Origin of the sequence: Marinobacter suaedae, assembly GCF_030519635.1 — a bacterium.
Taxonomy (GTDB): Bacteria; Pseudomonadota; Gammaproteobacteria; order Pseudomonadales; family Oleiphilaceae; genus Marinobacter; species Marinobacter suaedae.
In genome coordinates this window covers 424,511-451,500 of record NZ_JAUMIS010000001.1, presented here as the reverse complement: position 1 = coordinate 451,500, position 26,990 = coordinate 424,511, and the positions used below count along the sequence as shown (strand labels likewise).

At 59.3% G+C, this 26,990-nt stretch carries 19 protein-coding genes; 10 read left to right on the top strand and 9 right to left on the bottom strand.

The window, feature by feature from the left end:
- Positions 1 to 17: 17 nt before the first annotated feature.
- From QVZ43_RS01935 to QVZ43_RS01900, 8 genes are all read right to left on the bottom strand, one after another.
- Positions 18 to 1,847 carry a long-chain-acyl-CoA synthetase gene (locus tag QVZ43_RS01935; RefSeq protein WP_302908658.1) on the bottom strand — a complete coding sequence of 610 codons (1,830 nt, stop codon included), beginning with the start codon at positions 1,845 to 1,847 and terminating at the stop codon, positions 18 to 20.
- A gap of 58 nt (positions 1,848 to 1,905) precedes the next feature.
- Positions 1,906 to 2,733 (bottom strand): SDR family oxidoreductase, encoded by an 828-nt coding sequence (locus QVZ43_RS01930; protein WP_302908657.1) that lies wholly within the window; start codon positions 2,731 to 2,733, stop codon positions 1,906 to 1,908.
- On the bottom strand, positions 2,730 to 4,700 hold the full coding sequence (locus QVZ43_RS01925; RefSeq protein WP_302908656.1) for an acetyl/propionyl/methylcrotonyl-CoA carboxylase subunit alpha: 1,971 nt from the start codon (positions 4,698 to 4,700) through the stop codon (positions 2,730 to 2,732). The genes QVZ43_RS01930 and QVZ43_RS01925 overlap by 4 nt, the downstream gene beginning before the upstream one ends.
- A gap of 154 nt (positions 4,701 to 4,854) precedes the next feature.
- A complete protein-coding gene (locus tag QVZ43_RS01920) occupies positions 4,855 to 5,673 on the bottom strand; it encodes an enoyl-CoA hydratase/isomerase family protein (protein WP_302908655.1) in 819 nt (272 codons plus the stop codon).
- Between the two features lie 179 nt (positions 5,674 to 5,852).
- Entirely contained in the window at positions 5,853 to 7,013 is a 1,161-nt protein-coding gene (gene atuD / locus QVZ43_RS01915; protein ID WP_223794077.1) for a citronellyl-CoA dehydrogenase, read from the bottom strand.
- A gap of 46 nt (positions 7,014 to 7,059) precedes the next feature.
- Positions 7,060 to 8,676, bottom strand: coding sequence for an acyl-CoA carboxylase subunit beta (locus QVZ43_RS01910; protein WP_302908654.1), 1,617 nt, complete (start codon positions 8,674 to 8,676; stop codon positions 7,060 to 7,062).
- A 10-nt stretch (positions 8,677 to 8,686) separates the two neighbouring features.
- A complete protein-coding gene (locus tag QVZ43_RS01905) occupies positions 8,687 to 9,553 on the bottom strand; it encodes an SDR family oxidoreductase (RefSeq protein ID WP_302908653.1) in 867 nt (288 codons plus the stop codon).
- Positions 9,550 to 11,373: an acyclic terpene utilization AtuA family protein gene (locus QVZ43_RS01900; RefSeq protein WP_302908652.1), complete on the bottom strand. Its 1,824-nt coding sequence runs from the start codon at positions 11,371 to 11,373 to the stop codon at positions 9,550 to 9,552. The genes QVZ43_RS01905 and QVZ43_RS01900 overlap by 4 nt, the downstream gene beginning before the upstream one ends.
- 153 nt (positions 11,374 to 11,526) lie before the next feature.
- Here QVZ43_RS01900 and QVZ43_RS01895 point away from each other — a divergent pair, with 153 nt between their 5' ends.
- The 10 genes from QVZ43_RS01895 to QVZ43_RS01850 all read left to right on the top strand — a co-directional run bounded on the left by QVZ43_RS01895 (position 11,527) and on the right by QVZ43_RS01850 (position 25,670).
- A complete protein-coding gene (locus QVZ43_RS01895) occupies positions 11,527 to 12,144 on the top strand; it encodes a TetR/AcrR family transcriptional regulator (RefSeq protein WP_302908651.1) in 618 nt (205 codons plus the stop codon).
- Between the two features lie 237 nt (positions 12,145 to 12,381).
- Positions 12,382 to 13,446: a hypothetical protein gene (locus tag QVZ43_RS01890; protein WP_302908650.1), complete on the top strand. Its 1,065-nt coding sequence runs from the start codon at positions 12,382 to 12,384 to the stop codon at positions 13,444 to 13,446.
- Positions 13,447 to 13,506: 60 nt separating this feature from the next.
- Complete coding sequence (locus QVZ43_RS01885; protein ID WP_302908649.1) at positions 13,507 to 14,517, top strand: putative solute-binding protein; 1,011 nt, start codon at positions 13,507 to 13,509, stop codon at positions 14,515 to 14,517.
- A gap of 14 nt (positions 14,518 to 14,531) precedes the next feature.
- Positions 14,532 to 16,583: a TRAP transporter large permease subunit gene (locus tag QVZ43_RS01880; RefSeq protein ID WP_302908648.1), complete on the top strand. Its 2,052-nt coding sequence runs from the start codon at positions 14,532 to 14,534 to the stop codon at positions 16,581 to 16,583.
- A gap of 272 nt (positions 16,584 to 16,855) precedes the next feature.
- Positions 16,856 to 19,390 (top strand): S8 family serine peptidase, encoded by a 2,535-nt coding sequence (locus QVZ43_RS01875; RefSeq protein ID WP_302908647.1) that lies wholly within the window; start codon positions 16,856 to 16,858, stop codon positions 19,388 to 19,390.
- Positions 19,387 to 19,866, top strand: a complete 480-nt coding sequence (locus QVZ43_RS01870) for a protease complex subunit PrcB family protein (RefSeq protein ID WP_302908646.1) — start codon at positions 19,387 to 19,389, stop codon at positions 19,864 to 19,866. Before QVZ43_RS01875 ends, QVZ43_RS01870 begins: the two co-directional genes overlap by 4 nt.
- A gap of 67 nt (positions 19,867 to 19,933) precedes the next feature.
- Positions 19,934 to 21,829 carry a DNA topoisomerase IV subunit B gene (gene parE, locus QVZ43_RS01865; protein WP_302908645.1) on the top strand — a complete coding sequence of 632 codons (1,896 nt, stop codon included), beginning with the start codon at positions 19,934 to 19,936 and terminating at the stop codon, positions 21,827 to 21,829.
- Between the two features lie 153 nt (positions 21,830 to 21,982).
- Entirely contained in the window at positions 21,983 to 23,758 is a 1,776-nt protein-coding gene (locus tag QVZ43_RS01860) for an SLC13 family permease (protein ID WP_223794066.1), read from the top strand.
- Positions 23,759 to 24,482: 724 nt separating this feature from the next.
- Positions 24,483 to 25,028: a cytochrome b gene (locus QVZ43_RS01855; protein ID WP_302908644.1), complete on the top strand. Its 546-nt coding sequence runs from the start codon at positions 24,483 to 24,485 to the stop codon at positions 25,026 to 25,028.
- A 60-nt stretch (positions 25,029 to 25,088) separates the two neighbouring features.
- Complete coding sequence (locus tag QVZ43_RS01850) at positions 25,089 to 25,670, top strand: YceI family protein (protein WP_302908643.1); 582 nt, start codon at positions 25,089 to 25,091, stop codon at positions 25,668 to 25,670.
- 77 nt (positions 25,671 to 25,747) lie between these two features.
- On the opposite strand, the gene ypfJ is transcribed toward QVZ43_RS01850, so the two are convergent.
- A complete protein-coding gene (gene ypfJ, locus QVZ43_RS01845; protein ID WP_223794062.1) occupies positions 25,748 to 26,659 on the bottom strand; it encodes a KPN_02809 family neutral zinc metallopeptidase in 912 nt (303 codons plus the stop codon).
- Positions 26,660 to 26,990: the final 331 nt, after the last annotated feature.

Sequence of the window (26,990 nt, the reverse complement as noted above, 5' to 3'; positions counted from 1 at the left end):
CACCCGCTTTTTTTCTGTCAGAAACGCACGTCGCCCGCGTTGATCTGCTGTTCCAGTTCAGGCGTCACGCGTGTGTACTCGGTGCTCTTGGGCAGCCAGACGTAGACTTCGTCTTCCAGCTTGTCGGTTGAATACGCCTGTTTCTGGATGTCGACCTTGCGGTACTTGAAGGTGCCGGTTTTTTCGATGGCGTTCGTGACACGAACAAACACCGGGACGGCGTAGGCGGGCAGGTTAGACTGCAGATAACCGAGTAGTTTGTTGATGTCGAACGGGTGGCCATTACTGCGGGGAACCAGGGTCACCATGCCGGCCTTGCCATTGGTGTTGGGGATTTCCACGCCGTAGACGATGGCCTCTTCCACCATGCCGGAGCCGTCGATGATGTTCTCCACTTCGTTGGTGGACACGTTTTCCCCTTTCCAGCGGTAGGTGTCCCCCATGCGATCAACGAACTGCAGGTGGCCGCACCCGATTTCCCGCAGGACATCGCCAGTGTTGAACCAGGCGTCGCCCTTCTTGAAGGCATCCCGAAGAATGGATTTTTCCGTAGCGTCCTTTTGGGTATAGCCCTCAAAGGACCACTTCTTGGTGATTTCGCCGATCAGCAGGCCGGGCTCGCCCCTGGTGACTTCTTCCAGCCTGCCCTTGCTGTTGCGCACGGGATCGCGGGTTCCGTCGTGGAATTTCACCAGCTTGTACGGGGCCGTGGAAAAGCCAACCGTGTTGTCCAGGTTCAGGAAGTTGCTGAAGCCGATGTTGCCCTCGCTGGAGGCGTAGAGCTCGGCCACGGTTTCGATACCGAAGCGGTCTTTGAACTCCCGCCAGATGGAAGGACGCAAGCCGTTGCCAACCATTTTTTTCAGGCTGTGGTTGCGGTCCTGGTCGCTGGCCGGCTGATTGAGCAGATAGCGGCAGAGTTCCCCAACGTAGCCGAAGGTGGTGGCGTGGTATCGCCGTACATCATCCCAGAACGCGCTGGCGGAGAATTTCCGGCGGATAGCGATGGCCGACCCGCCTGCCATCACGGAACCCCAGCACACCAGCAAAGCGGTGCCGTGATACAGAGGCAGGGTGCAGTAGAGAACATCCTCGGGTTTCATGGCAAGGGACATGTGGCCAAAGCCGCCGTAGGCCTTGATGAACTTGCGATGGGAACCGGGCGCAGCCTTGGGCAGGCCAGTGGTGCCGGAGGTGAACAGGTAGATGGCAGTGTCACCCATCCGGGGCGGGTTGGTGAGTTCGGGGCGGTTGCTGTTGAACCGGCTCACCGCTTCCGCCAGATTGATATAGCCGTCCGGCGCATCACCGAAGGTGCCCAGGGTATTGGCGTCCGCCATAAACAGGAACGGATGAGAGTGCCGCGTCTGGACGCTGTCTTTTACCTCCGCGAATGCCTCCACAAGCTCTTCCCCGACAACCACCATCTGGGGTTGGATCAGGTTGATGCTGTGCGCCAGTACCTTGCCACGCTGGGAAGTGTTGACCATGGCGCAGGCGATTCCGAGTTTGGCCGCGCCGGCGACCACGGCGAGCAGTTCCGGACGGTTCTCCAGAAAAACCGCGATGGCGTCACCCTTGGTGAGGCCCTGATGCATAAAATACTGGGCGATTCGGTTCGCCCAGCGGTCGAATTCACGCCAGGTAATGGTTGTGTCGTCGAAATAAATGGCGGGGCGCTCGCCATAACGTTCCGCGTTGCGTTCAATCAGGGTGCCGAGGGTCAGCTCCTTTTTGTCGTTTTTGACGGCGTAGTAGTAATAACCCCGGGCGATAGACGGAAAACGGCGCAGGACGGCCGGAAGGCTCCGGGCGATGTCCAGTGCGGATACGTTGTTGCTACTCATGATCGGGTCCGTGATGGTGAGTGTGGTTGTCTGGATTCTGGTTTGTGTTTGCTGTCGGCTATTCAACAAACAGGTCCGTCATCAGCGGACTGTCCCCCGGCTGGTATCGGTAGGCCTCGAAGTCGGTCACGCCGTCCTGTCGAAGTATCTCCTCGTCAATGAGATTCTGGCCGGTCAGTTCGCTGGCCGGGCGCTTGAGGATGCTGACGGCGGCATCCGCCATGATGTTTGGCTTCCGGCCTTTGGCCAGCATCTGTGGTCCACCGGCTTCAAACTCGACAGCGGCGGTGGCGATCAGGGTTTTGGGCCACAGGGTATTCACGGCAATACCATAACGCCGGAACTCCTGGGCCATGCCTATGCTCATCATGGTCATGGCGTACTTGGTGCTGGTGTAGGGGCCGTAGTGGGCAAACCACTTCGGGTCCAGGTTCAGTGGCGGCGAGAGGCTCAGGATATGGGGCCGGTCTGAGGCTTTCAGGTGGGGCAGGGCGGCCTGACTGCAAACGAGTGTGGCCCGCGCATTGACCTGATGCATCAGGTCGTAGCGGCTCACCTTGAGCTTCTCCACACCGGAAAGGCGGATGGCGCCGGCGTTGTTGATCAGCGCATCCAGGCCGCCAAAATACTCGGCGGCTTCGTCCATGCGCTGTCGAACGAGGTTTTCATCCCGAACGTCCAGCACCAGTGGCAGGGCCTGCCCACCGGCGGCTCGGATCTCGTCAGCCACGGTATGAATGGTGCCCGGCAGTTTCGGGTGTGGCGTGTCGGTCTTGGCCGCGATGACAACGTTGGCGCCCTGTCTGGCGCAGGCCAGCGCAATGGCACGGCCGATGCCCCGGCTGCCGCCGGTGATAAAGATGGTTTTCTTTTCCAGTGTGGTCATGCTTCGACTTCCTGTTTCGCCGACGTGCTGTCGGCAATTTCTGCCAGTAGCTGGCTGCGTTTAACCTGAGCACCTTTGCTGACGAGCACGTCGGTGATGGTGCCGTCCCGATCAGCCTTGACGGGATGTTCCATTTTCATGGCTTCCAGTATCAGCAAGGTGTCCCCCTGCTGAACCTGCTGATCGGGCTTGACGAGGATATCAACGATGGCCCCGTCCATGCTGGCCTGAACTTTGCCGGTGCCAGCACCCTGGGCACCCGCAGCGGCCTGATGGGTGATGTCCCGCACCTGCCAGGCTTGTCCGTCGAGTTGGAAATATAGGGAATCGGCTTGCCGGTGATATTGGCAGGTCTGACGAATGCCATTGTCGATGAAGCAGGCCTGCCCGTTATTCAGGCTGTCAATGGTCAGCGAATGCTGGTCTTCGCCTAAAGTGACTTTCAGCCCCGAGTCGCTCCGGCTGACCAGCAGCTGGAACGGTTCGCCATCATGTTCAAGAAGGATCGGTGTCATGGTGGCCGGGGCGTTGCTCCAGGGGCTTTGGCCACTGCTGTCGTGGTCGAGCAGGCAGGCCGCGATGGCCAGTTCCCGGATGCCGGGCGTCGCTGGCTTCAGCGAAGGATCGTCGCTGAATGCCTGTTGCAGGAAGGCCGTGGTCGCCTCGCCGGCACCGAAGGTGTCATTGGCGATAATCCGGCTCAGGAAATGCCGGTTGGTGGTCAAGCCGAATACGGTGGTGTCCTCCAGCGCCCTCACCAGTCGGCGGCGGGCATCATCCCGGGTCGGTCCCCAGGCGATGACTTTGGCCAGCATGGGGTCGTAATGTGGGGTGATGGTGTCGCCACGGCGCACGCCCGAGTCAAAACGAAGACCCTCGGTCAGTGCGGGCTCGAAAGCCAGAAGCGGGCCGGTTTGCGGTGTGAAGCCGTTGGCCGGGTCCTCGGCATACAGGCGGACTTCAATGGCGTGTCCATTCAGTTCAATCTGCTCCTGAGCCAGTGGCAGAGGCCGGCCTTCGGCCACCATCAGTTGCCACGCCACCAGGTCCTGGCCGGTGATCAGTTCGGTCACCGGGTGCTCCACCTGAAGCCGGGTATTCATTTCGAGGAAGTAGAAATTGCGCTCCTTGTCCACCAGAAATTCGACGGTGCCGGCACCTTCGTAACCGCAGGCTTTGGCGGCCTGAACCGCCGCTTCACCCATGGCTGCCCGAAGCTCGGGGGTGACGAACGGGGAGGGCGCTTCCTCCACGACCTTCTGGTGTCGCCGTTGCACGGAACAATCCCGCTCGCCCAGATAAACGGCGTTGCCATGGCGATCCGCAAACACCTGAATTTCGACGTGGCGGGGTTCGATCACGGCTTTTTCGAGGATCAGTTCGTCGTCGCCAAAGGCCTGTTTGGCTTCTGATCGAGCCCGTTGGATGTTGCTTAGCAGGTCAGCTTCGGCCTCGACCAGGCGCATGCCCCGGCCACCACCACCGGCGGAGGCCTTGATCATCAAGGGGTAGCCGATATCCCCAACGGCAGCCACCAGTTCATCATCGCTGGCGTTGTTGCCCTCGTAGCCGGGCACCACGGGTACACCGGCTTCCTGCATGGCAATCTTGGAGCGGCGCTTGCTACCCATCAGTTCGATGGCGCCGGAGGGTGGGCCAACGAAGGTCAGCCCCTGTGCTTTGCAGGCTTCGGCGAAGGCGGCATTCTCGGACAGGAATCCGTAGCCGGGGTGCACGCAGTCGGCGCCGGTTCTTTTTGCGGCGTCAAGGATGGCGTCGGCGTTCAGGTACGACGCGGATACCTGGGCAGGCCCAATGCAAACGGCTTCGTCGGCCAGCTCGACATGGAGCGCCCTGGCATCGGCGTCGGAATAGACCGCTACCGTCCGGTAGCCGAGTGCCTTGGCGGTGCGAATGATCCGGACGGCGATTTCACCGCGGTTGGCGATCAGGAGTTTTTTTAGCATTGTGCCGGTCTCTTGGGTTTGATGCCTATCCGTGAGCGACTGGGAAGCTGTTTTCAGGAAAACGCTACGAGCACATCCATGTACGCTTGGCTTCGGCCATCCTTGGCCTCAGACATTTCCTGAAAACAGCTTCCGAGCCCCTCACTCCCTCGAACTATTCTTCGGTTGCCCACGCTGGTGGGCGCTTCTGCATAAAGGCCATGGTGCCTTCCGTTCCTTCGCTGCCCCGGATGGCTTCGGCGAACTTCTCCGCGGCATCATCCAGCAGGACGTTCATGGCTTCGTGGCCCACCCGATGCAGCAGTGCCTTGGTCTCGGCCGTGGCGACCGGAGCGCATTGGCGCACCCGCTCGATAGCGTGTCCGAGCATTTCTTTCAGCTCTTCATCCGAGGCTGCCGCCTGATGAACGATGCCCAGCCTGCAGGCTTCGTCGGCATCAATTCGTAATCCGAGCAGTGCCAGCCGGCGTGCCTGGGTGAGGCCGATTCGTTCGACGACGAATGGCGCGATCTGCGCCGGAATAATGCCGAGGGTGGTTTCCGGCATTCCGAACTTGGCGGTAGGTCCGGCGATGGCGACATCGGACACGCAGGCCAGGCCAAACCCACCGCCCATCACGGCGCCTTCGGTGACGGCGATGACCACCTTGGAGGATTCGTTCACCTGCTGGATCATCTGGCCAAAGGCCCGGTTCAGTCGGTAGAACGGGTCGGCCTCGCCTTCGCCAGCTCTCTGACCCCGGGCACCCGCCATGTCCTTGATGTCGCCGCCGGCACAGAAATGCCCGCCGGCGCCACGAATCACCACGGCCCGGATGTTCAGGTCGGATTCAATCTGGGTAAACACCGTGGACAGTTCCGCCACCATCTGAAGACTCATAGCGTTGCGAACGTCCGGTCGGTTAATGGTGACGAACAGGGTCGGCCCCTGTTTTTCCAGCAGCAATGTTTCGCAATGCGGTAAAGATTCCATCAAAAATGACTCCAAGAATGTGGTCTGGGCCGGTAGCCCGATAGTTCCTGCCAGAACCGTGGAGGGCCATGGATGGCCCGACCGAGCCCTACAGGGACGTACTCGCGGGCGTGTTCTGGCAGGAACTATCGGGGTGCCACTCCTCCAGACTCCGATGGCCCCACAGGTTGGTCAGTCTGTTAATCGCGTTTCTTACCGGGCAACGTCCCCATCATCTTGCAGATAATTCCCAGCATGATTTCGTCTGCGCCACCACCAATAGACACCAGCCGAACATCCCGGAAAGCCCGGGACAGCGGGTTGTCCCACATGTAGCCCATGCCCCCCCAGTATTGCAGGCAGCTGTCGGTGACTTCGCGACCGAGTCGGCCCGCCTTCAGCTTGGCCATGGACGCCAACTTGGTAACGTCCTTGCCTTCGATATGCAGTTCGCAGGCCTGATAGGTGAGGGCACGCAACGCCTCGATTTCAGTTTGCAGTTCCGCCAGGCGGAAATGGATCACCTGGTTGTCGATCAGCGGCTGGCCGAAAGTTTTGCGTTCGCGACAGTAGGCGATGGTCTGGTCGATGCAGTTCTCCAGCGCCTTGATCACGTTGGCGGCGCCCCACATACGTTCTTCCTGGAACTGCAGCATCTGCATCATAAAGCCAGTACCTTCGGCCCCGATGCGGTTGCGTTGGGGGACGCGCACATCGTCAAAGAAGATTTGCGCCGTTTCCGAGGAACGCATCCCCAGCTTGTTCAGGTGCGGGCTGAACGAGATGCCGGGGCTGCTCATGGGCACCACAATCAGCGACTTGTTTTTGTGGGGTTTGTCGTCGCTGGTGTTGGCCAGCAGGCAGATGAAGTCCGCTTTCGGGCTGTTGGTGATCCACATCTTGGAGCCGTTGATGATGTAGTCATCGCCGTCTTTCCGGGCCGTGGTTTTCATGCCCGCGACATCCGACCCGGCGCCCACTTCGCTCACTCCAATACAGCCCACCATCTCCCCGGTGATGGCCGGGGTCAGGAAAGTACGCTTGAGTTCGTCGGAACCGAATCGGGCGATGGCCGGTGTGCACATGTCGGTTTGCACGCCGATGGCCAGGGGCACGCCACCGCAGTGGGCCATGCCAAGCTCTTCGGCGGCGACCAGGTTGTAGCTGTAATCCAGCCCCATGCCGCCATATTCTTCCGGCTTCTGAATGCCCAGAAGGCCAAGGGCTCCGAGCTTCCGGAACAGGTCGTGGATGGGGAATTCACCCGCTTCCTCCCATTCGTCGCAGTAGGGGTTGATTTCTTTTTCAACGAAATCCCGAACCGTCTTTCGGAGGGCTTCGTGTTCGGCGGTGAATTTCACAGTGTTGTTCTCCTTGTCAGAAATCTCTGGATGCGATCCGGTTTTGTCAGAGCCGGGCAACGCCAAAGCTGTTTGGGCGCAACTGGCGGGCCTCGGCTTCCCGGCACACCGATAACACCAGCGACAAAATCCGGCGGGTGTCCCGCGGGTCAATCAGTCCGTCGTCCCAGAGTCGGGCGGTGCCGTACAGCGCCGTGGAGCCTTCTTCCAGTTTCTTGGCCGTGGCCTGCTCCAGGAATTCCAGGGTCTTCGGGTCTGGCTCGATGCCGCTCTTGCGCTGCTTTTCCTCGGCCACAATGCGCATCACCTTGCCCGCCTGGGCTGGGCCCATGACCGCGGTGCGGCTGTTCGGCCAGGCGAAAATGAATCTTGGATCCAGCCCCCGCCCGCACATGGCGTAGTTCCCTGCACCATAGGAGCCGCCAACCACAATTGCGACCTTGGGTACCTGGGCATTGGCCACCGCCTGCAGCATCTTTGAACCGTGCTTGATGATGCCGTTCTGCTCGGAGTGGGTGCCCACCATGAAACCGGTGGTGTTGTGCAGGAACAGCAAGGGGGTGCCAGCCTGGTCGCACAACTGGATGAACTGGGCAGCCTTGGCACTGCCTGCGGGCGTGATCGGGCCGTTGTTGCCGATGATGCCCACCGCATGCCCCTCGATGCGGATGGTGCCGCACACGGTCTGGTCGTCGAACTCGTGCTTGAAATCCATGAATCGGGAACCGTCGGCAATCCGCGCCAGGATCTCCCGCACGTCGTAGGGCTTCTTGGCGTCGGAAGGAATGACGCCCAGTAGTTCCTCGATCGGGTAAAGCGGCTCGTCCCACGTCAGATTCCGTTGAATGGGCAGTTGTTCGTTCCAGGGCAGGGCGCTCATAACATTTCGGGCGATGCGAATGCCGTCGGCGTCGTCCTCGGCAAGGTATTCGGCGGTACCGGCCACCTGGGCGTGCATCTCTGCGCCACCCAGTTCTTCATCACTGGCAATTTCGCCCGTGGCTGCCTTCAGCAGGGGTGGGCCGGCAAGGAACATCTTGGCCTTGCCGCGCACCGTGATCACATAGTCCGACAGGCCCGGCTGGTAGGCACCGCCGGCGGTGGCGTTGCCGTGAACCACGGTGACCTGGGGAATGCCCGCAGCCGACAGGCGAGCCTGGTTGGCAAAGCCACGGGCGCCCTGAACAAAGATGTCGGTGGCGTAGTTCAGGTTGGCACCGCCGCTTTCGGACAGCGACACGATGGGCAGTTTGTTTTCCTTGGCGATCTGCTGCAGGCGCAGTGTCTTGTCGAGACCGGCCGGGGAAATGGTGCCGCCCTTGATGGCACTGTTGCTGGCTACGATCAGGCAGCGAATGCCGCTGACGGTGCCAATGCCGGCAATGATGCCGCCGCCGGCCATGCTGCCGTCTTTGTCGTCGTGCATCTTGTAGCCGGCCAGGGAGCAGAGTTCCAGGAACGGTGTGCCCCGGTCCAGCAGGCGATTGATGCGATCCCGGGGCAGCAGCTTGCCGCGGCCGTTGAATTTCTCCCGGGCGGCTTCGGCCAGGTCCAGGACTTTCTGCTCCACGTCCCGGAAGGTCCGGATGTGGGTTTCCATGGCGTCGACGTTGGCCCGGAATTCGTCGGACTGTGGGTTAACGCTGGTGGTCAGTGGCTCCATGGCGATCTCCTCAATCCTCGCCCAGTACTTTGGGCTTGGTCGCTCGGTGGAAGCCGTTGAACGGCTCGTTGTTCTTGGCTTTCGGCAATGGCCAGACCCGGCCGCCCTGGGAGGCACCGCCGTCGATGCGAAGGCAGTCCCCGTTGATGAAGGCCGCCCCTGGGGAGAGCAGGAAACAGATGGCGGCACTGACTTCCGACTCGGTACCCATGCGTTTGATGGGCACATTGTCGCCCAGGCTGCGAATCCATTGCTTCATGTGCTCGGGGTAGTTGTCCATGCCGCTGGAGGCTATCCAGCCCGGCGCCACTGCGTTCACACGCACACCGGAGGCGGCCCATTCCACGGCGGCGGTCTGGGTGAAGTTCACCATGCCGGCCCGGGCGGCCCCGGAATGGCCCATGCCGGGCATACCGCCCCACATGTCGGCGACGATGTTGACGATCGCGCCGCCGTTTTTGGACAGGGCTTGTGTATAGGCCTCGCGGGCCATCAGGAAGCCCCCGGTCAGATTGGTGCGTACCACGGTTTCCCAGCCTTTCTGGTTGATGCCGGCCAGCGGGGCGGGGAACTGACCGCCGGCGTTATTGACCAGACCGTTCAGGCTGCCGTGTTGCTCAAGGATGGCCTTCATGGTGGCTTTGACCTGCTCTTCCTCCCGGATGTCGCACACATGAGCAGAGGCCACGCCACCGTCTTCCTCAATCTCTGCCTTCACGGCTTCGACCTTTTCCGCCTTCCGACCTACCAGGGCAACACGGGCGCCCAGTGACGCCAGTTCGTGGGCGGTGCAGCGGCCGATACCCGAACCACCGCCGGTGACGATGAAGGTCTGGTCCTTGAACAAACCGGGGTGAAAGATGGATTGGTAACTCATGAATCGCGTCCTTGTTCCAGAATGGCCCGGTTGATGGGCACGGGGAATTCCAGTAACTGCTGGGCAAACGCCTTGCCTTGCGGGTCGATGCGCAGGCTGGCCACGCCACCCCCGCCAAGGCTGTGCTCCAGCAGGAAGTTAAAACCATGAATGCCGGGCAGGGCCCAGCGAGTGACCTTGCCGGTTTCCGGATTCAGGGTGTGGGCCATCCAATCCTTAACAGCGTCTTCGGTCAGGGCAGTCGCCAGGTAGGGAACGAAGTCCGGATGGCGGGCGAGCACGCCGATGTTGCTGTGATCGCCTTTGTCGCCGCTGCGAGCCCAGGCCAGGTCGATCAGGGGCACGGTGGTGTCGGGTTCTGCGCTCACCTTCGGTGGAGCCGGTTCCGGGCTCAGATCGCTGGTGTTCAGGCCGCCGTCATTCGCCACGGCGACCTCCGCGCTTTCGCCGGCCATATCCACCCGTACCTTGACCCCGGTCTTTGGCACCAGGCAGGAGAAAAGCCGGATCTTGGGCCAGACGGTGGGACGGCCACCCACAATCCCGGTGATACCCGGGGCCATCCCGGTCGCTGCCTGGGCGATTTCCCGGGAGAACAATATCAGTGCCTCTTTCTTAGGGTGGGCAGTACTGATCTTCACCACCACCTCCCGGCAGCCGCCGGCTTTGCCATGAGGACCATAGGTGACTTCGGTGCCCAGGAGTTCAATGCTGGTTTCGGAGTAATCTGGCAGGCCCCGTTCGCTGAACATGCGGGAGGTTTTGCTGAGTATGGCCTCGGCGACACTTTGCGCCTTGGTTTTGGCGTCAAGCCCGGCCAGCAGGAAGGTGACGGTACATTTGAAGCCATCCGGCCAGGTGCCGGAAACCTTGTAGGAATCGGTGGGTGGCAGCCCCCGGGCGCCTTGAACCGTTACCTGATCCGGGCCGGATTCGATGAGCTCCACCCGGGTAAAGTCACAGGTCACATCCGGCAGCAGGTAGGCCCGCGGATCCCCGATCTCGTACACCAGTTGCTCGCCAACGGTGCCCCGGCTGACCTGGCCGCCGGTGCCGTCGGGTTTGGTGATGATGAACTCGCCGCTGGCGCTGACCTCGGCGATGGGGAACCCCATGTTGTCATAGCCTTCGGCCACGTCCTGCCAATCGGTGAAATTGCCGCCGGTGGCCTGGGCGCCACATTCCAACAGGTGACCGGCCAGGCTGCCCTGGGCGAGCTTGTCGTAATCGTCCCAGGCCCAGCCGAATTTGTGGACCAGTGGCGCCAGTACCAGCGCGCTGTCCGCCACCCGGCCGGTAATCACAATGTCCGCGCCCTGATCCAGAGCGGCCACCAGCCCGGGTGCGCCCAGGTAGGCGTTCAGACTGACCATCATCGGCGGCATGGGCTGGCCGGTGGACATTTCGGTGATGCCGGCTTCCGCCAGTTTTTTCTTCTGCATCAGCAAGTCGTCACCGAGGACCAGGGCGATCTTCAGGTCCACGCCCGCTTCATCACACAGGGCCTGCAGGGCATCCCGGCAGGCAGTGGGATTCACGCCGCCGGCATTGGCCAGCACACGAATGCCTTTTTCCTTGATGTCGCCCAGAAGTGGGCCCATGACCGTCTGCACGAAATCCCGCGCGTAGCCCTGGGTCGGATCCTTCATTTTCTGGCCGGCCATAATCGACATGGTGATCTCGGCCAGATAGTCCGCCACCAGGAAATCGATATTGCCCTGCTGGACCAGCTGGCGGGCGGCGGTTTCAGTATCGCCCCAGAAGGCAGCAGAGCAGCCGATGCGCACGGGCTTTCGGTCGGAAGAGCTGTTGTCAGTCATAGATGGGCGCCTTTGGGTTTGGGCCAGTCTCAGTAACGAGGTGAATCGACTGAATTAAGTAGTGCAAACGAACATACCAAGCAAGCGCTTGGTTTGTAAACACGGAAATGTCAGGTAGAATCGTTGGCCTGACATGACTGCCGGGAAGCCCCTGTGAATCAAGCCGAAATTCTGAATGCCCTGATCGCCGATAATCTGGTTTCTGACCCGAAGGGCGCTCGTGGGCGTCTGCTCAAAGAAGCTGCTCGTCTGTTTCGGGACAAGGGCTATGAACGCACCACGGTTCGGGATCTGGCCGCTGCCGTCGGCATTCAGTCGGGTAGTCTGTTTCACCACTTCCGGACCAAGGAAGAAATCCTCAAGGCTGTGATGGTCGAAACCATTCACCTGAACACCGCCTTGTTAAAGACGGCGGTGGAAAGGGCGCAAACCGGTGTGGCACGTCTGAGGGCGCTGATCCGCGCCGAGCTGGAATCGATCAATGGCCAGACCGGGGAAGCCATGGCGGTGCTGGTATACGAATGGCGCAGTCTCTCCGAAACTTCCCAGGCGGAGGTTCTGAAACTCCGCGCCATCTACGAGCAGGTCTGGCTGGATGTGCTGGCGGCCCTCAAGGCCGAAGGTCAGCTGTCGGCTGACCCCTTCGTCGTGCGGCGGATGTTGACCGGCGCCCTGAGCTGGACCATTACCTGGTATCGACCGGAAGGCGGAGGGCTGAGCCTCGATGGCCTCACCGACCAGGTCATGGCCATGATGGCTTTCCCCCGGTAACTACGCGTTTTATATCCGCTTTTTGAGTGCTTTCTGATGGGCCATTGGCCTGATTGGCCCTAAAATTTGGTCGCCACAGCCATTTTTGTCCGACAGTGTTACAAGCATCCTTCTTTCTGTCTGTATTCTGAATCAACCATCAGACCGCGCTGCGGATCACGGTATGTGCAGCCGAGCCCGTGGTAAAAGAATGAATCAGTCATTCTGGACAGAATAACAAGGAAAGTAGGGCGAACCATGATCTCTTCACTGACAACGAGTGTCGGCGGCAGACTGTCTGCGCACTTAAATACGTTGACCCTGATTGGCTTGCTGCCACTGGCGGGCTGCTCGATGGAACCGATTTACAAAACCTCTGGCATGGTTATGTCCGGTTATTCCTGGACCGAAGCCACCCCCTACGTTATGCAGATGTCCGACCCGGCCATGGCCTGCGCCCTGGGTGAGGGCGTGGATCCGCTTCTCTACTCGTTTTCAGAAGTCGTTGATGCGCCGGACAACAGCGGCTCGCTGATGATGGCACTGGCGGCAAACTGTTCTGAATACCGGGCCTGGGAAGCAGAACTGGATTATCTGCGGGCGGATTACGCCGGTGATGTGACTGCGGCCAAGAATGCCCGGGAACTGGCGAAACGACTGAATGCGGAGTCTGCCATTCGACGCTACCGTTCGTTTGAAAGGGCGATGGCTGCCTATGAATTTGACCCTGCCGCCGAGCCGCTGGTATGCCCGGACTTTGATGACGATCAGGACGAACTGACCTTTCTTCTTGGCCTGCTCAATGGCATGCAGGCCATCGTGAACGATTCCAACTCCGGTGCGCGAGCCGACATTCCGAGAAACATCGCTCCCCAGGCTGAGCGTGCCGCCACCTGCGTTGATAACGCCAAGTGGGGTGGACTGCCCACAGCCGTTCGGGCACTGGTGTGGCTGCTGCTTCCGGATACCAAACCCGATGCCTCCACCGATCCATGGCAGATGCTGGACCGGAGTTCAGACATGTCCATTCGTGCCGGCATGAGAGCGGCCATGGCCATTGAGGTCGTGGCTGCAGAAACCTTTGGTCGTCCCGATGTGCTGGAGCAAACCATTGCTGAATTCGCCGCGGCCGATGACCGGATGAACGTCTGGGAAGACTATCGACTGGTGGATGTGGTCGCCGGAACCATTGTCCTGTTTGCGTCCGATAAATACTGGGCTGCCAACTATGGTCACCGCACCCCACAAGGTGCTTTCGGCACACTGAGTCCGGAACGTGCGGCGAACGACATGGAAACCATGGACCTGGACGGATTGCTTTAATCCCCCGGCTGCTGGGAGCAGCCGCAATGCTGATAACTATAAAATGACTGGGAGGTCGTTATGATTCGCAAGTCTCTGAATGCGCTCACCCTGGCCGCTATGGCACCACTGGCATCGGCACAATCCGTGTCTGTGTGTGTCTTCGACGTGATCGGTGCCAATGGCGACCTGTACAACATGATCAAGGACTATGCGCTGGAGATGAAAGCGCATGGTGTGGATCTGCAACTGAAGCCCTACACGGATGAGGGGGTGGCCATCGGGGACTTTAATGCCGGCCAGTGCGATGCGGTGGCGGCTACTGACATTCGGGTCCGCCCCTACAACCAGTTTACAGGCAGCATTGGCGCGGTGGGTGCGCTGCCCACGTATGACGACCTGAAAACCCTGCTGGCGACACTGGCTCAGCCCAAGGCAGCGCCGCTGATGAAGGAAAATGGTTACGAAGTGCTGGGTATTCTGCCGGTGGGCGCTGGCTATCTGTTTGTCAATGACCGCAGCATCGACACCGCCGGTGAACTGGCGGGTAAGCGAATTGCCACGCTGGACTACCAGGAAGACGCCATCCACATGGTCAACTTCGTCAAGGCCACGGTGGTTCCGTCCGATATCACCAACTTTGCTGGCAAGTTCAACAACGGCTCGGTGGATACCGCGTATGCACCTGCGTTCGCCTACGAGGCTCTGGAACTCTATAAGGGCCTTGGTGAGACCGGCGGTATTGTGGACTACCCGTTGGCCCAGGTAACCGTACAGATTGTTGCCCGCGATGCGGTTCTCGAGGACGACAAGGCTCAGAAAGCCCGTGAAGTGGCCTGGGGCATGTTCCCGCAAGCGATGAATCTGGTCTCTGGCCAGGAGGAAGCCATTCCTGATCAGAAGTGGGTTCGTATCCCGGCCAAGGATGTCGAGGGCTACCAGGAGATGTTTCGTCAGAACCGTCTGGAAATGCGGGATGGGCTGAACGGCGCGCCAAGCGTTTATCACCCGAAGATGCTGGGCTTGCTGAGCAAGATTCGTTGCGCGAGTAATCCGTCAGCTTCAGAGTGCACAGCCGCCAACCGTGAATAACAGGACGTTACCCCATGAATTGGCGAGCCCTGACCGCTCCTGAGACAAGGACGTTGTATCCCGTGCATCGGTTGCACGGGGTGATACTGTTGCTGTTACTGCTGTTCACTCTGGTGCTGGGGATGGGCAATTCGCTGCACTCCCGGTTGTTGTGGGTCGGTGAACAGCTCTGGCCGAACTACTATCTTCTGAACCCAGATGCCGCAGAACCATCCTGTCAGCTGGAAATGGATGTGGATGCGGAGGTGCAAAAGCGGGTAGCGGCCTATCAGCCCGATCCAGACGATTTGTTCAGCTCGCCCCCCAATCCGGATGCCATCCGCCAGTCCCTGCAACGAAACCTGGAACTGTGCCAGCAGGAGTACGCGCTGTACGAGCAAAACCTCAAGCTGGCGACACCGGCACTGGGTGCTTTCAAGGCGGTTGAGCAGGGATTGGCGGATTTCCTGCTCGGTAACATCGAACTGACCAAGTACCTGTTCATCGCCATGTTCGCCATGGCCGCAGCCATCGCGGCGCTGGACGCCGATCACATTGCCCTGCGCCTGCCTCGTAACCGGGCTGAGTGGCGATTGAGTCAGGGGGGGCAATTCCTCGTGAATGGCCTGATGGTCGGTTCGTTGTACGCCTACCTGGGTAAGCTGGCCGACTCGCCGGGTGTGGATCGCACGGTGGATCTGCAAATGGCGTGGGCTGGCGTGTTCGCCCTGTTCATGGTGATCAACGCAGTGCGTTTCCTGAACGTTCCGGAGCGGATGAAACCCGGTCGTCTGTCGCTGTCCTCCGGGCTGGTCCTTCCTTTGTACTGCGGTATGGGACTCATCGCCATGGGGTATTTTTTCCTGGTGGATGGCTACGCCTCGGGGCTGGCCATTTACTTCGGCATGATGTCCAACCTGTCATCCATGTTCATCAACATCGGGCTGTATGTTCTGGTGGGTATGGTGCTCAAGCAGACCCGGTTGCCGGAGCTGCTGCTGAATGTCATCAAGCCCTACCATCTGCCGGCACCCCTGCTGGCATCGGTGATTATCTTTGCCACGGCGTTTCCCACCGCCTTTACTGGCGCCTCGGGTATTTTCATCCTTGCGGTCGGCGGCGTGGTCTACGACGAATTGCGCCGGTCGGGCGCGGGTCGTCAGTTGTCATTGGCGACGACGGCCATGTCCGGAAGCCTCGGTGTGGTGCTCAATCCCTGTCTGCTGATCGTGGTGATCGCTGCCCTGAACAAAGAGGTCACGACCACGGAGATGTATGGCTGGGGCGTCTGGGTGTTCCTGATGTCCGCCACCCTGTTCTCGATTATTGTCTGCAAAACCCAGGGTAACTGGCGGCCCCGTCCGGCTCCGGGGGCGTTCCGCGCCTCGATCGGCGAGTTGCGCCCGCTGCTGCCTTACGTCGCAGTGGGTGCTCTGGTGATTTTCGCGATCTGGGGCATTCTGGGGCTGAACTTTAACGAATACAGTGCACCGATGATCCTTCCGCTGGTAATGCTGGCGCTGGTGTTTCTGGATGCCGGCAGAGACACCCGCAGCGAAGGCGAATCCCGGTTTCAGGCGTTCTGGAGCCGAAGCACGGCGGCTGCCAGCGACTCGGCGGTCCACATCGGAGCGCTACTGTGCCTGATCGGCTTCTCCATCTGCCTCGGTGGCATTCTGGAACGGTCTGACATTGTCCATGCCCTGTTCCCCGATAACCTCACCAGTCCCTGGCTGGCCATGCTGGTCATCGTGGTAATGCTCACGGTCATTGGCATGGTGATGGATCCCTTCGGTGCCGTGATTCTGGTGTCGGCAACCATTGCCCAGCCGGCGATTGGTCTGGGCATCGATCCCTTGCACTTCTGGATTGTCTGCCTGGTTGCGTTTGAGCTGGGTTACCTGAGCCCGCCGGTTGCGCTCAATCACCTGCTCACCCGGCAGGTGGTTGGCGAAACCGAGGTGATTGCCGGCGAGTGCACCGGCTCCTTCTGGCACCGTTATGAACGGTTGCTGCTCCCCCTGGCCGTCATGGGGCCAACGCTCCTTTTGGTGGCGTTTGTGCCGATGTTGTTCTACACCCTGTAGACAGGCCCTTCTTCTGAGCCCGCTCGTCCATCATGACGGAGCGGGCTTTTGGCATCTGCCCCTGATTGACTGTCGTATCGCTTTTTACACTCTGTAAAGCACAGGCTGAGTGCGGGCGTGTATGCTGGGCTAATTCATGGAGTCGAAAAAAAATGTCGCTGATAAATCAGACGGTTAACGCTTTATCTTGCGCTGTTTGTAGCGTCACTTTGTTGCTTGCAGGATGCGATGGCGGTTCCGACAGCAGTGAACGAGAACCTTTTAACACTGCCTTGTCTGGCACGATTGATATCGAAGCCGGTACCCGTGTTGACTTCGATAACGCGGATGCGCTCAGGTTTAATGCAGTGCCAAGAAGCACTGACCAGAGCTTGCCCCAGGAATTTATTCTGTCGGGATATGTCAGCGCTACTCAGGGCACCTACCCGAGTGCGCCTGATTTCCCTGCCATCTCCTATCCGGCAGATCCGCAGGATTCCTTCTCCATGGCTCTCGCTGCCGGGCAGGCGTTGGAATTGCAGGCATTTGCCACCCGGGCCGGGCCCTCAAGTGTACGGCTGACATTTGAGCGGGACGGTGAGGCGCTGGCTTCCAACTCGGGCTCTACCGGTACCACGTTTGGCTTGACCAATACAGGCGAGGAGGGCGTTTACACGGTTCGCGTCGACGTCCTTGGCGATTTGCCGGTGCTGTATGTTTTGTCCTCGGCGTTGGCCCCGACCGGGCAGGCGCGCAACCTTAGCTGGCCGGACCACGAGGTGATCGAAGGAGAGGCGATTGTTGGGCTCACTGCAGCCGCAAGTGGGACGAATGCCCGCGCCCTGGTTCAGCAGACGGGTATGACGCCCATGGGTGAAGTGGCTCCCGGATTCTGGCGGGTTGCTGCGCCGGCAAAGAAGACCAGTATGCGGGATGCCCGGGCGCAGGCCGGTACCCTGGCGTGGATAGAGTCCCTGCGAAAGCAACCTGGAATCGCTTCGGTCGAGCCCAACTATAAGATGCATGCACTGGCAAGCCCGCTGACGGAACCGCTTTATGAAAATCAGCAGTGGCACTATGGTCTGTTGAATGCGCCGACTGCCTGGCAGCTGGCACCCGGAGGCGGAGCCGGGGTGACGGTCGCCGTGATGGATACCGGTCTGTACCGGCGCAGTAGCACCAGCTGGCACAGGGATCTGGACGCCAATGTGGTTCCCGGATTGGATTTTGTGTCCGAACAATTCGATAACGATGGGCAACCGGGGCCGGACAATAACCCGAGTGATCCCGGCAACAGTGTTGGTAACAGTGTGTTCCACGGAACCCATGTTGCCGGTACGGTGGCTGCTCTGGCTAACGACGCTGGCGGCACGGGTGTCGCCTTCGGTTCATCGCTGATGCCTGTGCGGGTCCTGGGTGAGGGAGGCGTTGGTTCCGCAGCCGACCTGCTGAACGCCATTCGCTGGGTGAACGGACCCGAATCGGGGTCACCCCGTGCTGATATTGTGAACCTGAGTCTGGGCGGATTGCCGTTCATACAGGTATTGCAGGATGCCATTGACGAGGCAACTGCCCGCGGGGTCGTTTTTGTAGCGGCTGCGGGCAATTCCGCGACCTCAACGGAATCGTTTCCGGCGGCGTTTCGTAATGTATTTGCTGTCAGCGCCGTGGACGGCGCCGGTGAGCTGGCTTCCTATTCCAACCGAGGAAACTGGATCGACCTGGCTGCCCCTGGCGGCGACGCGAGCCGGGACGGCAATGCCGACGGTCGGGGAGATGTGATTGTCAGCACCAGTGCATCGGTAATCAATGGAACCGCCCAGGAAACCTACATAGGCTTGCAGGGGACGTCGATGGCGGCGCCCCATGTGTCGGGCGTGATGGCGCTGATGAAAAGTATCAACGGCACCCTGGACTTTGCCAGTCTCAACGCCCTCCTGGTTGCCGGGGATCTTACCGTACAAACCTGTGTCACACCTCCGTGCAGCAGGGATAACCGTCTGGGATGGGGGCTGATGGATGCGGGCAAGTCGGCATTAGCAGCCCAGAACAATACGGTGCCGGAGCTTCTGACAGCGTCTCCTGCGATTGTAACCCTGTCCACGGAAGGAGAGCGGTCTGCCACAGTCGTGCTGGAGGCTTTTGGCAGTGAGCTGCAAAGTGTGCGAGTCAATTCGGTTTCTGCGCCTCCCGACTGGTTGACCCTGAACGCCGACCTGACAGGCGCCTTGAGTACACGATTCGAATTGCCGATGACCCTGAATCCGGAGGCCTTGGGTAACGAGGTTTCCAAGCGCACGACTCTGGTCATCGAGTACACATCCGATCAGGCGCGCACCCTTGAAATTCCGGTGGTTGGCCGGGTGGTGTCTGATCAGAACGCGAAAGACGCGGGGCGGCACTTCGTGTTACTGGTGGCTCCGGAGCCACAGGGCAACTTCTATGTCACCGTCGGGCAGGCCAATGTGGTGGCCGAAAATGGACAATACCGTTTCAGTTTTGTACCGGACGACGGTGAAGAGCCCCTGCTGGCTAACGAAGTGCCGCCCGGTGATTATTTTCTGGTGGCCGGCACGGACCTGGATAACGATGGTCTGATCTGTCATTCCGGAGAAGCTTGCGCCGAATATCCGGTTGCAGGCCTGCGGGAAGTCATTACTCTGCCAGACAACGGCCCGGTGACCGGCATTCGAATGACCACCAGCTATTCACGTCCTTCGATTTCCGCCAGAACGCCCGACCTCTTGCCAAGACCGGGCTTTCAAGGGTATCAACTGTTGTCCGCCGAGCCGGCGGAGATTCCGACCAAGGCTATTGCTGAACCATGAAGAAGTGCCGATTTATACCTGTAGTTTCGTGCGCTGCCGTCCTGAGTCTGACCGCTGGATGCGCTCTGAGTCAGACCGAGACCGATACCGGTGCGCCGCTTGCCCGGCAGATCGGGCAGTCCTCTCACTGTGGCCTTACCGCTCCGGGGCACGTGGTACTGCGCAGTACCACGGATGTTGATCGTCTGGAACAGTTACCGGCGCGGACTCTGTCCCTGGCGCCACTCAGGGAGCTGGATTTTAGCCGGGAACATGTGGTTCTGGCGGCTCTGGGCCAGAAGCCTACCGGCGGGTATGGCGTGATGTTGGCGGATTCGGAAATTGTCGATGGGCGGCTGGATCTCTCGGTCACTGTCAAGGCGCCCGAGCCCGGAGCCATGGTGCCGCAGATGATCACCACCCCCTGCGCGGTGATTGCTGTCACTGCAGAGGGCTGGGATGGTTTGCGAGTGATGCCTGTTCAAAACAACCGTTGATCTTTCCCACCGAATCCCTAAGCTATGGCGCAGTTTTCAGTTTTAAATTGAGAGTTACTTCCTACCTATGAGCCAACAACAATATAACGCCGACGCCATTGAAGTACTGAGCGGCCTTGATCCGGTGCGCAAGCGCCCGGGGATGTACACTGAAACCAGTCGTCCGAACCATCTGGCTCAGGAAGTCATCGACAACAGCGTGGACGAGGCCCTTGCCGGTCACGCCAGCCGCATCGACGTCATTTTGTACAGCGATGGTTCGCTGAGCGTCGAGGATGACGGTCGGGGTATGCCGGTCGATATGCACAAGGAGGAAGGCCTGCCAGGCGTGGAGTTGATTCTGACCCGCCTCCATGCTGGTGGTAAGTTTTCCCAGGGTAACTACAACTTCTCCGGTGGTCTGCACGGGGTCGGTGTGTCCGTCGTCAATGCGCTGTCCAAGCACCTGGAAGTCCTGATCAAGCGAGACGGACAGCTGCACAAGATCACTTTTGCGAATGGCGAGAAGGCTTCTGACCTTGAGGTCATCGGCACGGTGGGCAAACGCAACACCGGTACCCGCCTGAAGTTCACCCCGGATGTCAGCTATTTTGACAGCCCGAATTTCTCCGTCAGCCGCCTGCGCCATAACCTGCGAGCCAAAGCGGTACTTTGCCCAGGACTCACGGTTACCTTCCTGCAGGAAAAGACCGGCGACAAGGATGAGTGGCACTACGAAGACGGCCTTCGCGATTACCTGCGCACCGCACTGGCGGACCTTGAAGCGGTTCCGCTGGATCCGTTTACCGGCACGTTTTCCGGTAACTCGGAAGCGGTGGACTGGGCCATTCAGTGGCTGCCCGAAGGCGGCGAAGCGGTGATGGAAAGCTATGTAAACCTGATCCCGACAGCCCAGGGCGGTACCCACGTGAATGGGTTGCGTACCGGTCTGCTGGAGGCCATGCGGGAATTCTGTGAATTCCGAAATCTGTTGCCCAGGGGCGTCAAGCTGTCGCCGGAAGATATCTGGGAGCGTGCCGCTTACGTCTTGTCCTTCAAGATGCAGGAGCCCCAGTTCTCGGGCCAGACCAAAGAGCGGTTGTCTTCTCGCGAGGCAGCTGCGTTCGTGTCCGGTATCGTCAAGGATGCCTTCAGCCTCTGGCTGAACCAGCACACCGACGTGGCCGAGGCGCTGGCGGAACTCTTCATTAGCAATGCACAGCGCCGTCTGCGGGCCAGCAAGAAAGTGGCGCGGAAGAAGGTGACCTCTGGCCCGGCATTGCCCGGAAAATTGGCGGATTGTTCCGGTGGTGACACCGCGCGGTCCGAACTCTTTCTGGTGGAGGGAGACTCCGCAGGTGGCTCTGCCAAGCAGGCCCGCGATCGTGAGTTTCAGGCGGTGATGCCACTACGCGGCAAAATTCTCAACACCTGGGAAGTCGACCCGTCTGAAGTGCTGGGGTCTCAGGAGGTCCACGATATTGCTGTGGCGATCGGTGTCGATCCCGGCTCCGACAAGCTTGACGGATTGCGCTACAACAAAATCTGCATCCTTGCCGATGCCGACTCGGACGGGTTGCACATTGCAACGCTACTGTGCGCCCTGTTCGTCAAGCACTTCCGTCCACTGGTGGAAGCGGGACATGTGTTTGTTGCCATGCCTCCCCTCTACCGGGTCGATCTGGGCAAGGAAACCTTTTATGCCCTGGATGAGCATGAGAAACAGGGAATCCTGGATCGTCTGGCTGCCGAGAACCGTAAAGGCAAGATTTCGGTCACCCGATTCAAGGGCTTGGGTGAAATGAACCCCCTGCAGCTTCGTGAAACCACCATGGCGCCGGATACCCGTCGACTGGTCATGTTGACCATTGAAGACGGTGACGATACGGATAGCCGTATGGATATGCTGCTGGGTAAGAAGCGTGCCTCTGATCGTCGCTCCTGGTTGGAAACCTACGGCAATATTGCCGACGTGCCTGTGTGATCTGTCCGAGGGGCCCGACTTCCGGGCCCTTCTGTTCACTCCTAAAACTCCTTTCTTAATATACTTAAAAAGAATATAAAAATTTAAATATATTCTTTTTAAGTATTTTTCTGAGTCGCTATCCTGCCAGTTTTGAAACTGGGCAGACCCTACATGGATTGGCAAGGCTGGTTCGCACTCTCATTGGCAGGTGCGTCCCTGATTTTCATGAGTTTCGGGCGCGTGGCACCCCACATTGTCATGATGGGTATCCTCATCATTCTGAGTGCCTCGGGTATTATTTCCGCGGAACAGGCGCTCAGTGGCTTCAGTAACAGTGGGCTCATAACGGTTGTTGCCATGTTCGTGGTGGCAGCGGGTATTCATCACTCCGGTGGTGTGGATCTACTGGTGAACAATCTGCTGCGCCATCCGAAGTCTGTCCGCAGTGCTCAGGCACGCATTGCCTTGCCGGTCACCTTCCTGAGCGGATTTCTCAACAACACCCCCGTCGTCGCTACCATGATTCCAGCGGTGCATGCGTGGTCCCGCAAGATTGGCATTGCTCCCTCCAAGCTGATGATTCCCCTGAGCTACTCCGCCATTCTTGGAGGGACGCTCACGCTGATCGGCACCAGCACCAACCTGGTGGTGAACGGTCAATACCAGGAACTGACCGGTGAGAAAGGGTTTTCCATCTTTTCCATCACCGCCGTGGGTCTCCCTGTTGCAGTCATTGGTGTGGCGGTTTTGCTGCTGGTGATGCCCCGCTTCTTGCCAGACCGGAAGGACCAGCAGAAATTCGGCTCAATGCGGGAGTTCACGCTGGAGGTGGCGGTTTCCTTCGATGGCCCGCTGGTGGGACAAACTGTTGGCCAGGCCGGGCTCCGAGAACTCGAACAGCTGTATCTCGTGGAGATTGAGCGCGATGGCAGCGTCGTCACCGCGGTTCCTTCGGAAGAACGTCTCAGGGGAGGGGACCGCCTCGTGTTCGCCGGTGATACCCAGTCGATTTCAGACTTGATGCGCATCAACGGGATTGTGCCCTCCGTGCATGAAGACGAACCGAGTCTGAGCCAGGATCGTGCCGAACGGCGACTGGTGGAAGCCGTCCTGTCACCGCAGTCGGATGTGTTGGGGATGACCATCCGGGATGCCCGGTTCCGGGACCGTTATGGGGCAGTGGTCATAGCCGTTGCCCGGGGTGGCAAGCGGGTATCCGGTAACCTTGGAAACATCCGCCTTAAGCAGGGCGATGTATTGCTGTTGGAGGCACGTCCGGCCTTCGTCAGTCGACAGCGGTACAACAAGGATTTTCTGCTGATCAACGATCTCGATACCGAGCGCCCGCGCCATGACCGCGCCTGGCTGTCCTGGGGAATTCTGCTGGTACTGGTGGGGTTAGCGGCCTGTGGCGTGGTCAGCATGCTAAACGCAGCCCTGCTTGGGGCTGGGCTGATGATTCTGACCGGGTGTTGTTCGGTGGAACAGGCCCAGAAGTCCGTCGATGTGCCGGTGATCCTCACTATTGGCGCTTCTTTTGCATTGGGTGCGGCACTTCAGGAAACCGGAGCGGCTGCCCTGCTGGCGGAATCCATTCTGGATTTCAGTGGCGGAGAAGTGCTGATGGCCATCTTGCTGGTTTACCTGGCGGTGTCTGTATTGACGGAAATCATTACCAACAACGCGGCCGCGGTTCTGATTATCCCCATCGTACTGTCCATGACATCCACCATGGGTATTGGTGCAGAACCTTTTGTGATGGCAGTGATGATGGCGGCATCGGCCAGCTTTGCCACGCCGCTGGGGTATCAGACCAATATGATGGTGTTCGGACCCGGAGGGTATCGATTCCTGGATTTCGTCCGGGTCGGTTTGCCAATGAACATCTTCATCGGAACCGTAACGGTGCTGGTGATTGCCCAGGTTTACGGGCTTACGGTCGGTTAAACTGATCAGGAACCGGGTTGGCGAGGATATCGCAGCTCAGCTCCCTCAGTGCACCGTCGTGATAGTGCCCCAGGGACAGGGCGATGCACATGAAGGCGACCGTCACGTCAATTTGAACGGCCTCGATCGTGCACAAGATAGCAACGTGATACTGCCGGAGGGTTGAGCAGTGTCTGGCAGGCCGTCTCGACGTTCTGGCTGTTCAGAATCACTGTACGACAACGCCAGGCTTTCAAGCGCCTGGCATGCCCACAAGTCGCGAGCATGGCCCGCTTGTCGTCAGGTCGGCTAACGCAACGGGCAGGTTATCAAAAAGCGATCGTCACCACGGCTTAATGTTCCAGACACGGAACCTTTTGTATCTGGCTGCGCGGGCGGTAAGAGGAGAAGGCGGCGGCCGTGCGTGCCGCCTGTTTGTCAGTTGTTGCTGGGGACAACAACGTCTTCGTCGAATTCCACTTCCATTGTCGTTTCTACCTTTCGATGGTTTTGCCCGGAGCAGGGCGTCAGGACTTGCTTAAAAGTCTAGCGTTGATGTTATTTTGAACAATCCGTAAAAGCCGTATACGACTAAAGGCGGGACGCCATATGCTGTTTGATCAAATATTTTGATGTTGGTCAGCAGAACATTTTGATTTCATTCGAATGGAGAGCTTCCTAAGCTCCCAACATTCCGTTTCCAGGGCAGCCATCTCATTCAAGGGACAAGGACACGAAGCGAGCTATGCAAGTTTTTAACTCTTCAAGCCGGTTTGGCGTCGTCAGTATCCTGCTTCATTGGTTGGTGGCAGTGGCTGTGTTTGCGTTGTTTGGGCTCGGTCTCTGGATGGTGGATCTCAATTATTACCATGAATGGTACAAAACCGGTCCGGACATCCATCGAAGCGTGGGCATCCTGTTATTCGGGCTGATGATATTCCGTGTGCTGTGGAGGGTGGTAAACCGGGGCCCCGGCCCGCTCCCCGGTCAGGCCAAATGGGAAGTGCGCCTCGCCCATGGAGTGCACGGGGTTCTTTACCTGCTGTTGTTTATTGCCTTTGTCAGTGGCTATCTGATCACAACGGCCGACGGCTCGTCGATCCATGTGTTTGACTGGTTCACGGTGCCTTCGGTAACCGGGCAGGTCAAAGGCCTGGAAGAGGTGGCGGGAGACATCCACTACTGGACCACCTGGGCTATTGTTGTGTTGGCAGGCCTGCACGCTGCGGCGGCCTTCAAACATCACCTGATTGATCGAGACGATACCTTGCGGCGTATGGTTGGCCGCTAAAGGTAGATCGCCACTGTTGTCTGTTGTTCCGAACGAACCGAACCAAAAAAGGAGAATGCCATGAAAAAACTACTGCTTGCGTCTGCCGTTTCCATGACCATGATCGGCAGTGTCCACGCCGACGGCCATGGAGGTACCTATGCGTTTGATGACGAAGGTGCCCACCAGTTCGTTACCTTCAAGATTTCCCACCTCGGCTTCAGCTGGTTGTACGGCCGCTTCAATGAGTTCGATGGTCAGTTCGTGTATGACGAGGAGAACCCGGAAAACAGTTCGGTGTCCGTCACCATCGATACCTCCAGTGTTGATTCCAATCATGCAGAGCGCGACAAGCATTTGCGCAGCGAGGATTTCCTGTATGTGGATGACTTCCCTGAAGCGAGTTTCCAGAGCACTCGCGTCGAGCTGGGTGACGATGGGGAGGCAGATATTGTCGGTGACCTTACTCTTCGCGGGGTAACCAAAGAGGTCACACTCGACGCCAAGATGCTTGGTCACGGCGAGGATCCCTGGGGCGGTTATCGGATGGGATTCGAAGCCCAGACCGAGCTCGCGTTGAAGGATTTTGGTATCCCCATGGACCTTGGAAAGGCGTCCGAAACTGTGGAGATTATTATCTCCGTTGAGGGCATTCGCCAGTAACCAGTGACCTGTCAGGTCTGTTGATCATGCCGGGGCTGAAGCAAGTTCGGCCCCGGGGTTGTCAATTCAGGTGGCGCTCAGAGCTGTCTGGCCTCGAACGTGTTGCAGTTGTCAATATCGCCGGTTTCAAACCCCCGGCGGAACCAGCGGGCCCGTTGTTCTGACGTGCCGTGGGTAAAACTGTCGGGCACCACCTGACCGCCGGCCTGCCGTTGCAGACGATCATCACCGATCGCGGCCGCGGCCTGAAGGGCTTCGTCAAGATCGCCGGGTTCCAGTATCTGACGGTCCCGATGGGCGATGTGGCCCCACACTCCGGCAAAGCAGTCGGCCTGTAGTTCCTGTCTGACGGATAATGAATTCACTTCCTGCTTGCTACGGCCCTGGCCCAGGCGTCTGACTTCCTGACTGATGCCCAGTACGGTTTGCACGTGATGTCCAACCTCATGGGCGAGCACATAGGCCTGGGCGAAATCGCCGGGCGCTCCGAAACGGCGGGCCAGATCGTCGAAAAACGACAGATCTATGTAAACCTTCTCGTCACCCGGGCAGTAGAAGGGGCCTACGGCAGCGCTGGCAAATCCGCAGGCGGATTGTACCTGGCCCGTGAACAGCACCAGTGTAGGTTCCCGGTAAGCTGCGCCGCGCTCGCTGAAGATGGCTTTCCAGGTGTCCTCGGTGTCGGCCAGCACAACCGAGGTGAAATCGGCGAGTTCCTGTTCGGCTGCGGTGAATTCCCGCTGGTTCTCGACGGTGGTAGGTCCCCCGCCTCCACCGAGCAGGAAGGGTAGGATATCGATGCCCAGCATTTTTCCGCCAAAGATCAGGATCACACCGACAATCAGGATCGTCCGCCCCATCTTGCTGCGAAAAAGCATCGGCAGGAACCTGAGCAGTACGGCACTTCCTGCACCGGCCGCAGCGTATCGGGTGGTTTGTCCCCGTCTGTCTTCGACGTTCTCGCTTCGCCTGCCGCTTTTCCAGCGCATAGCCATGCCTCCCGGGGTGCGTCTGCAGAAGTTTCGGGCCCTCGCCCGTAACCGATGGATTCACTGAACGTCAGGCATGTGATCCTGAGGTGGGCGCGAAAACGACGGAATCTCGCGCTGGTTTTTGCTACCTGATGACCCGGGGAATGCCGCGCTGGTCCTTGTCCGCACCTGGGTCGGATGCAGTGAGATGGAGTCGGCGGGCTCACATCATGGACACAAGTATAGACGTCGGGAAAAAGTCTGCGACAAGCGGGGATTGATAGGGGTTCAGGCGAGGAGTGTGGACCAGACCTCTCGGGTGGACTCACTGGATAAGCACGTGCCTGAT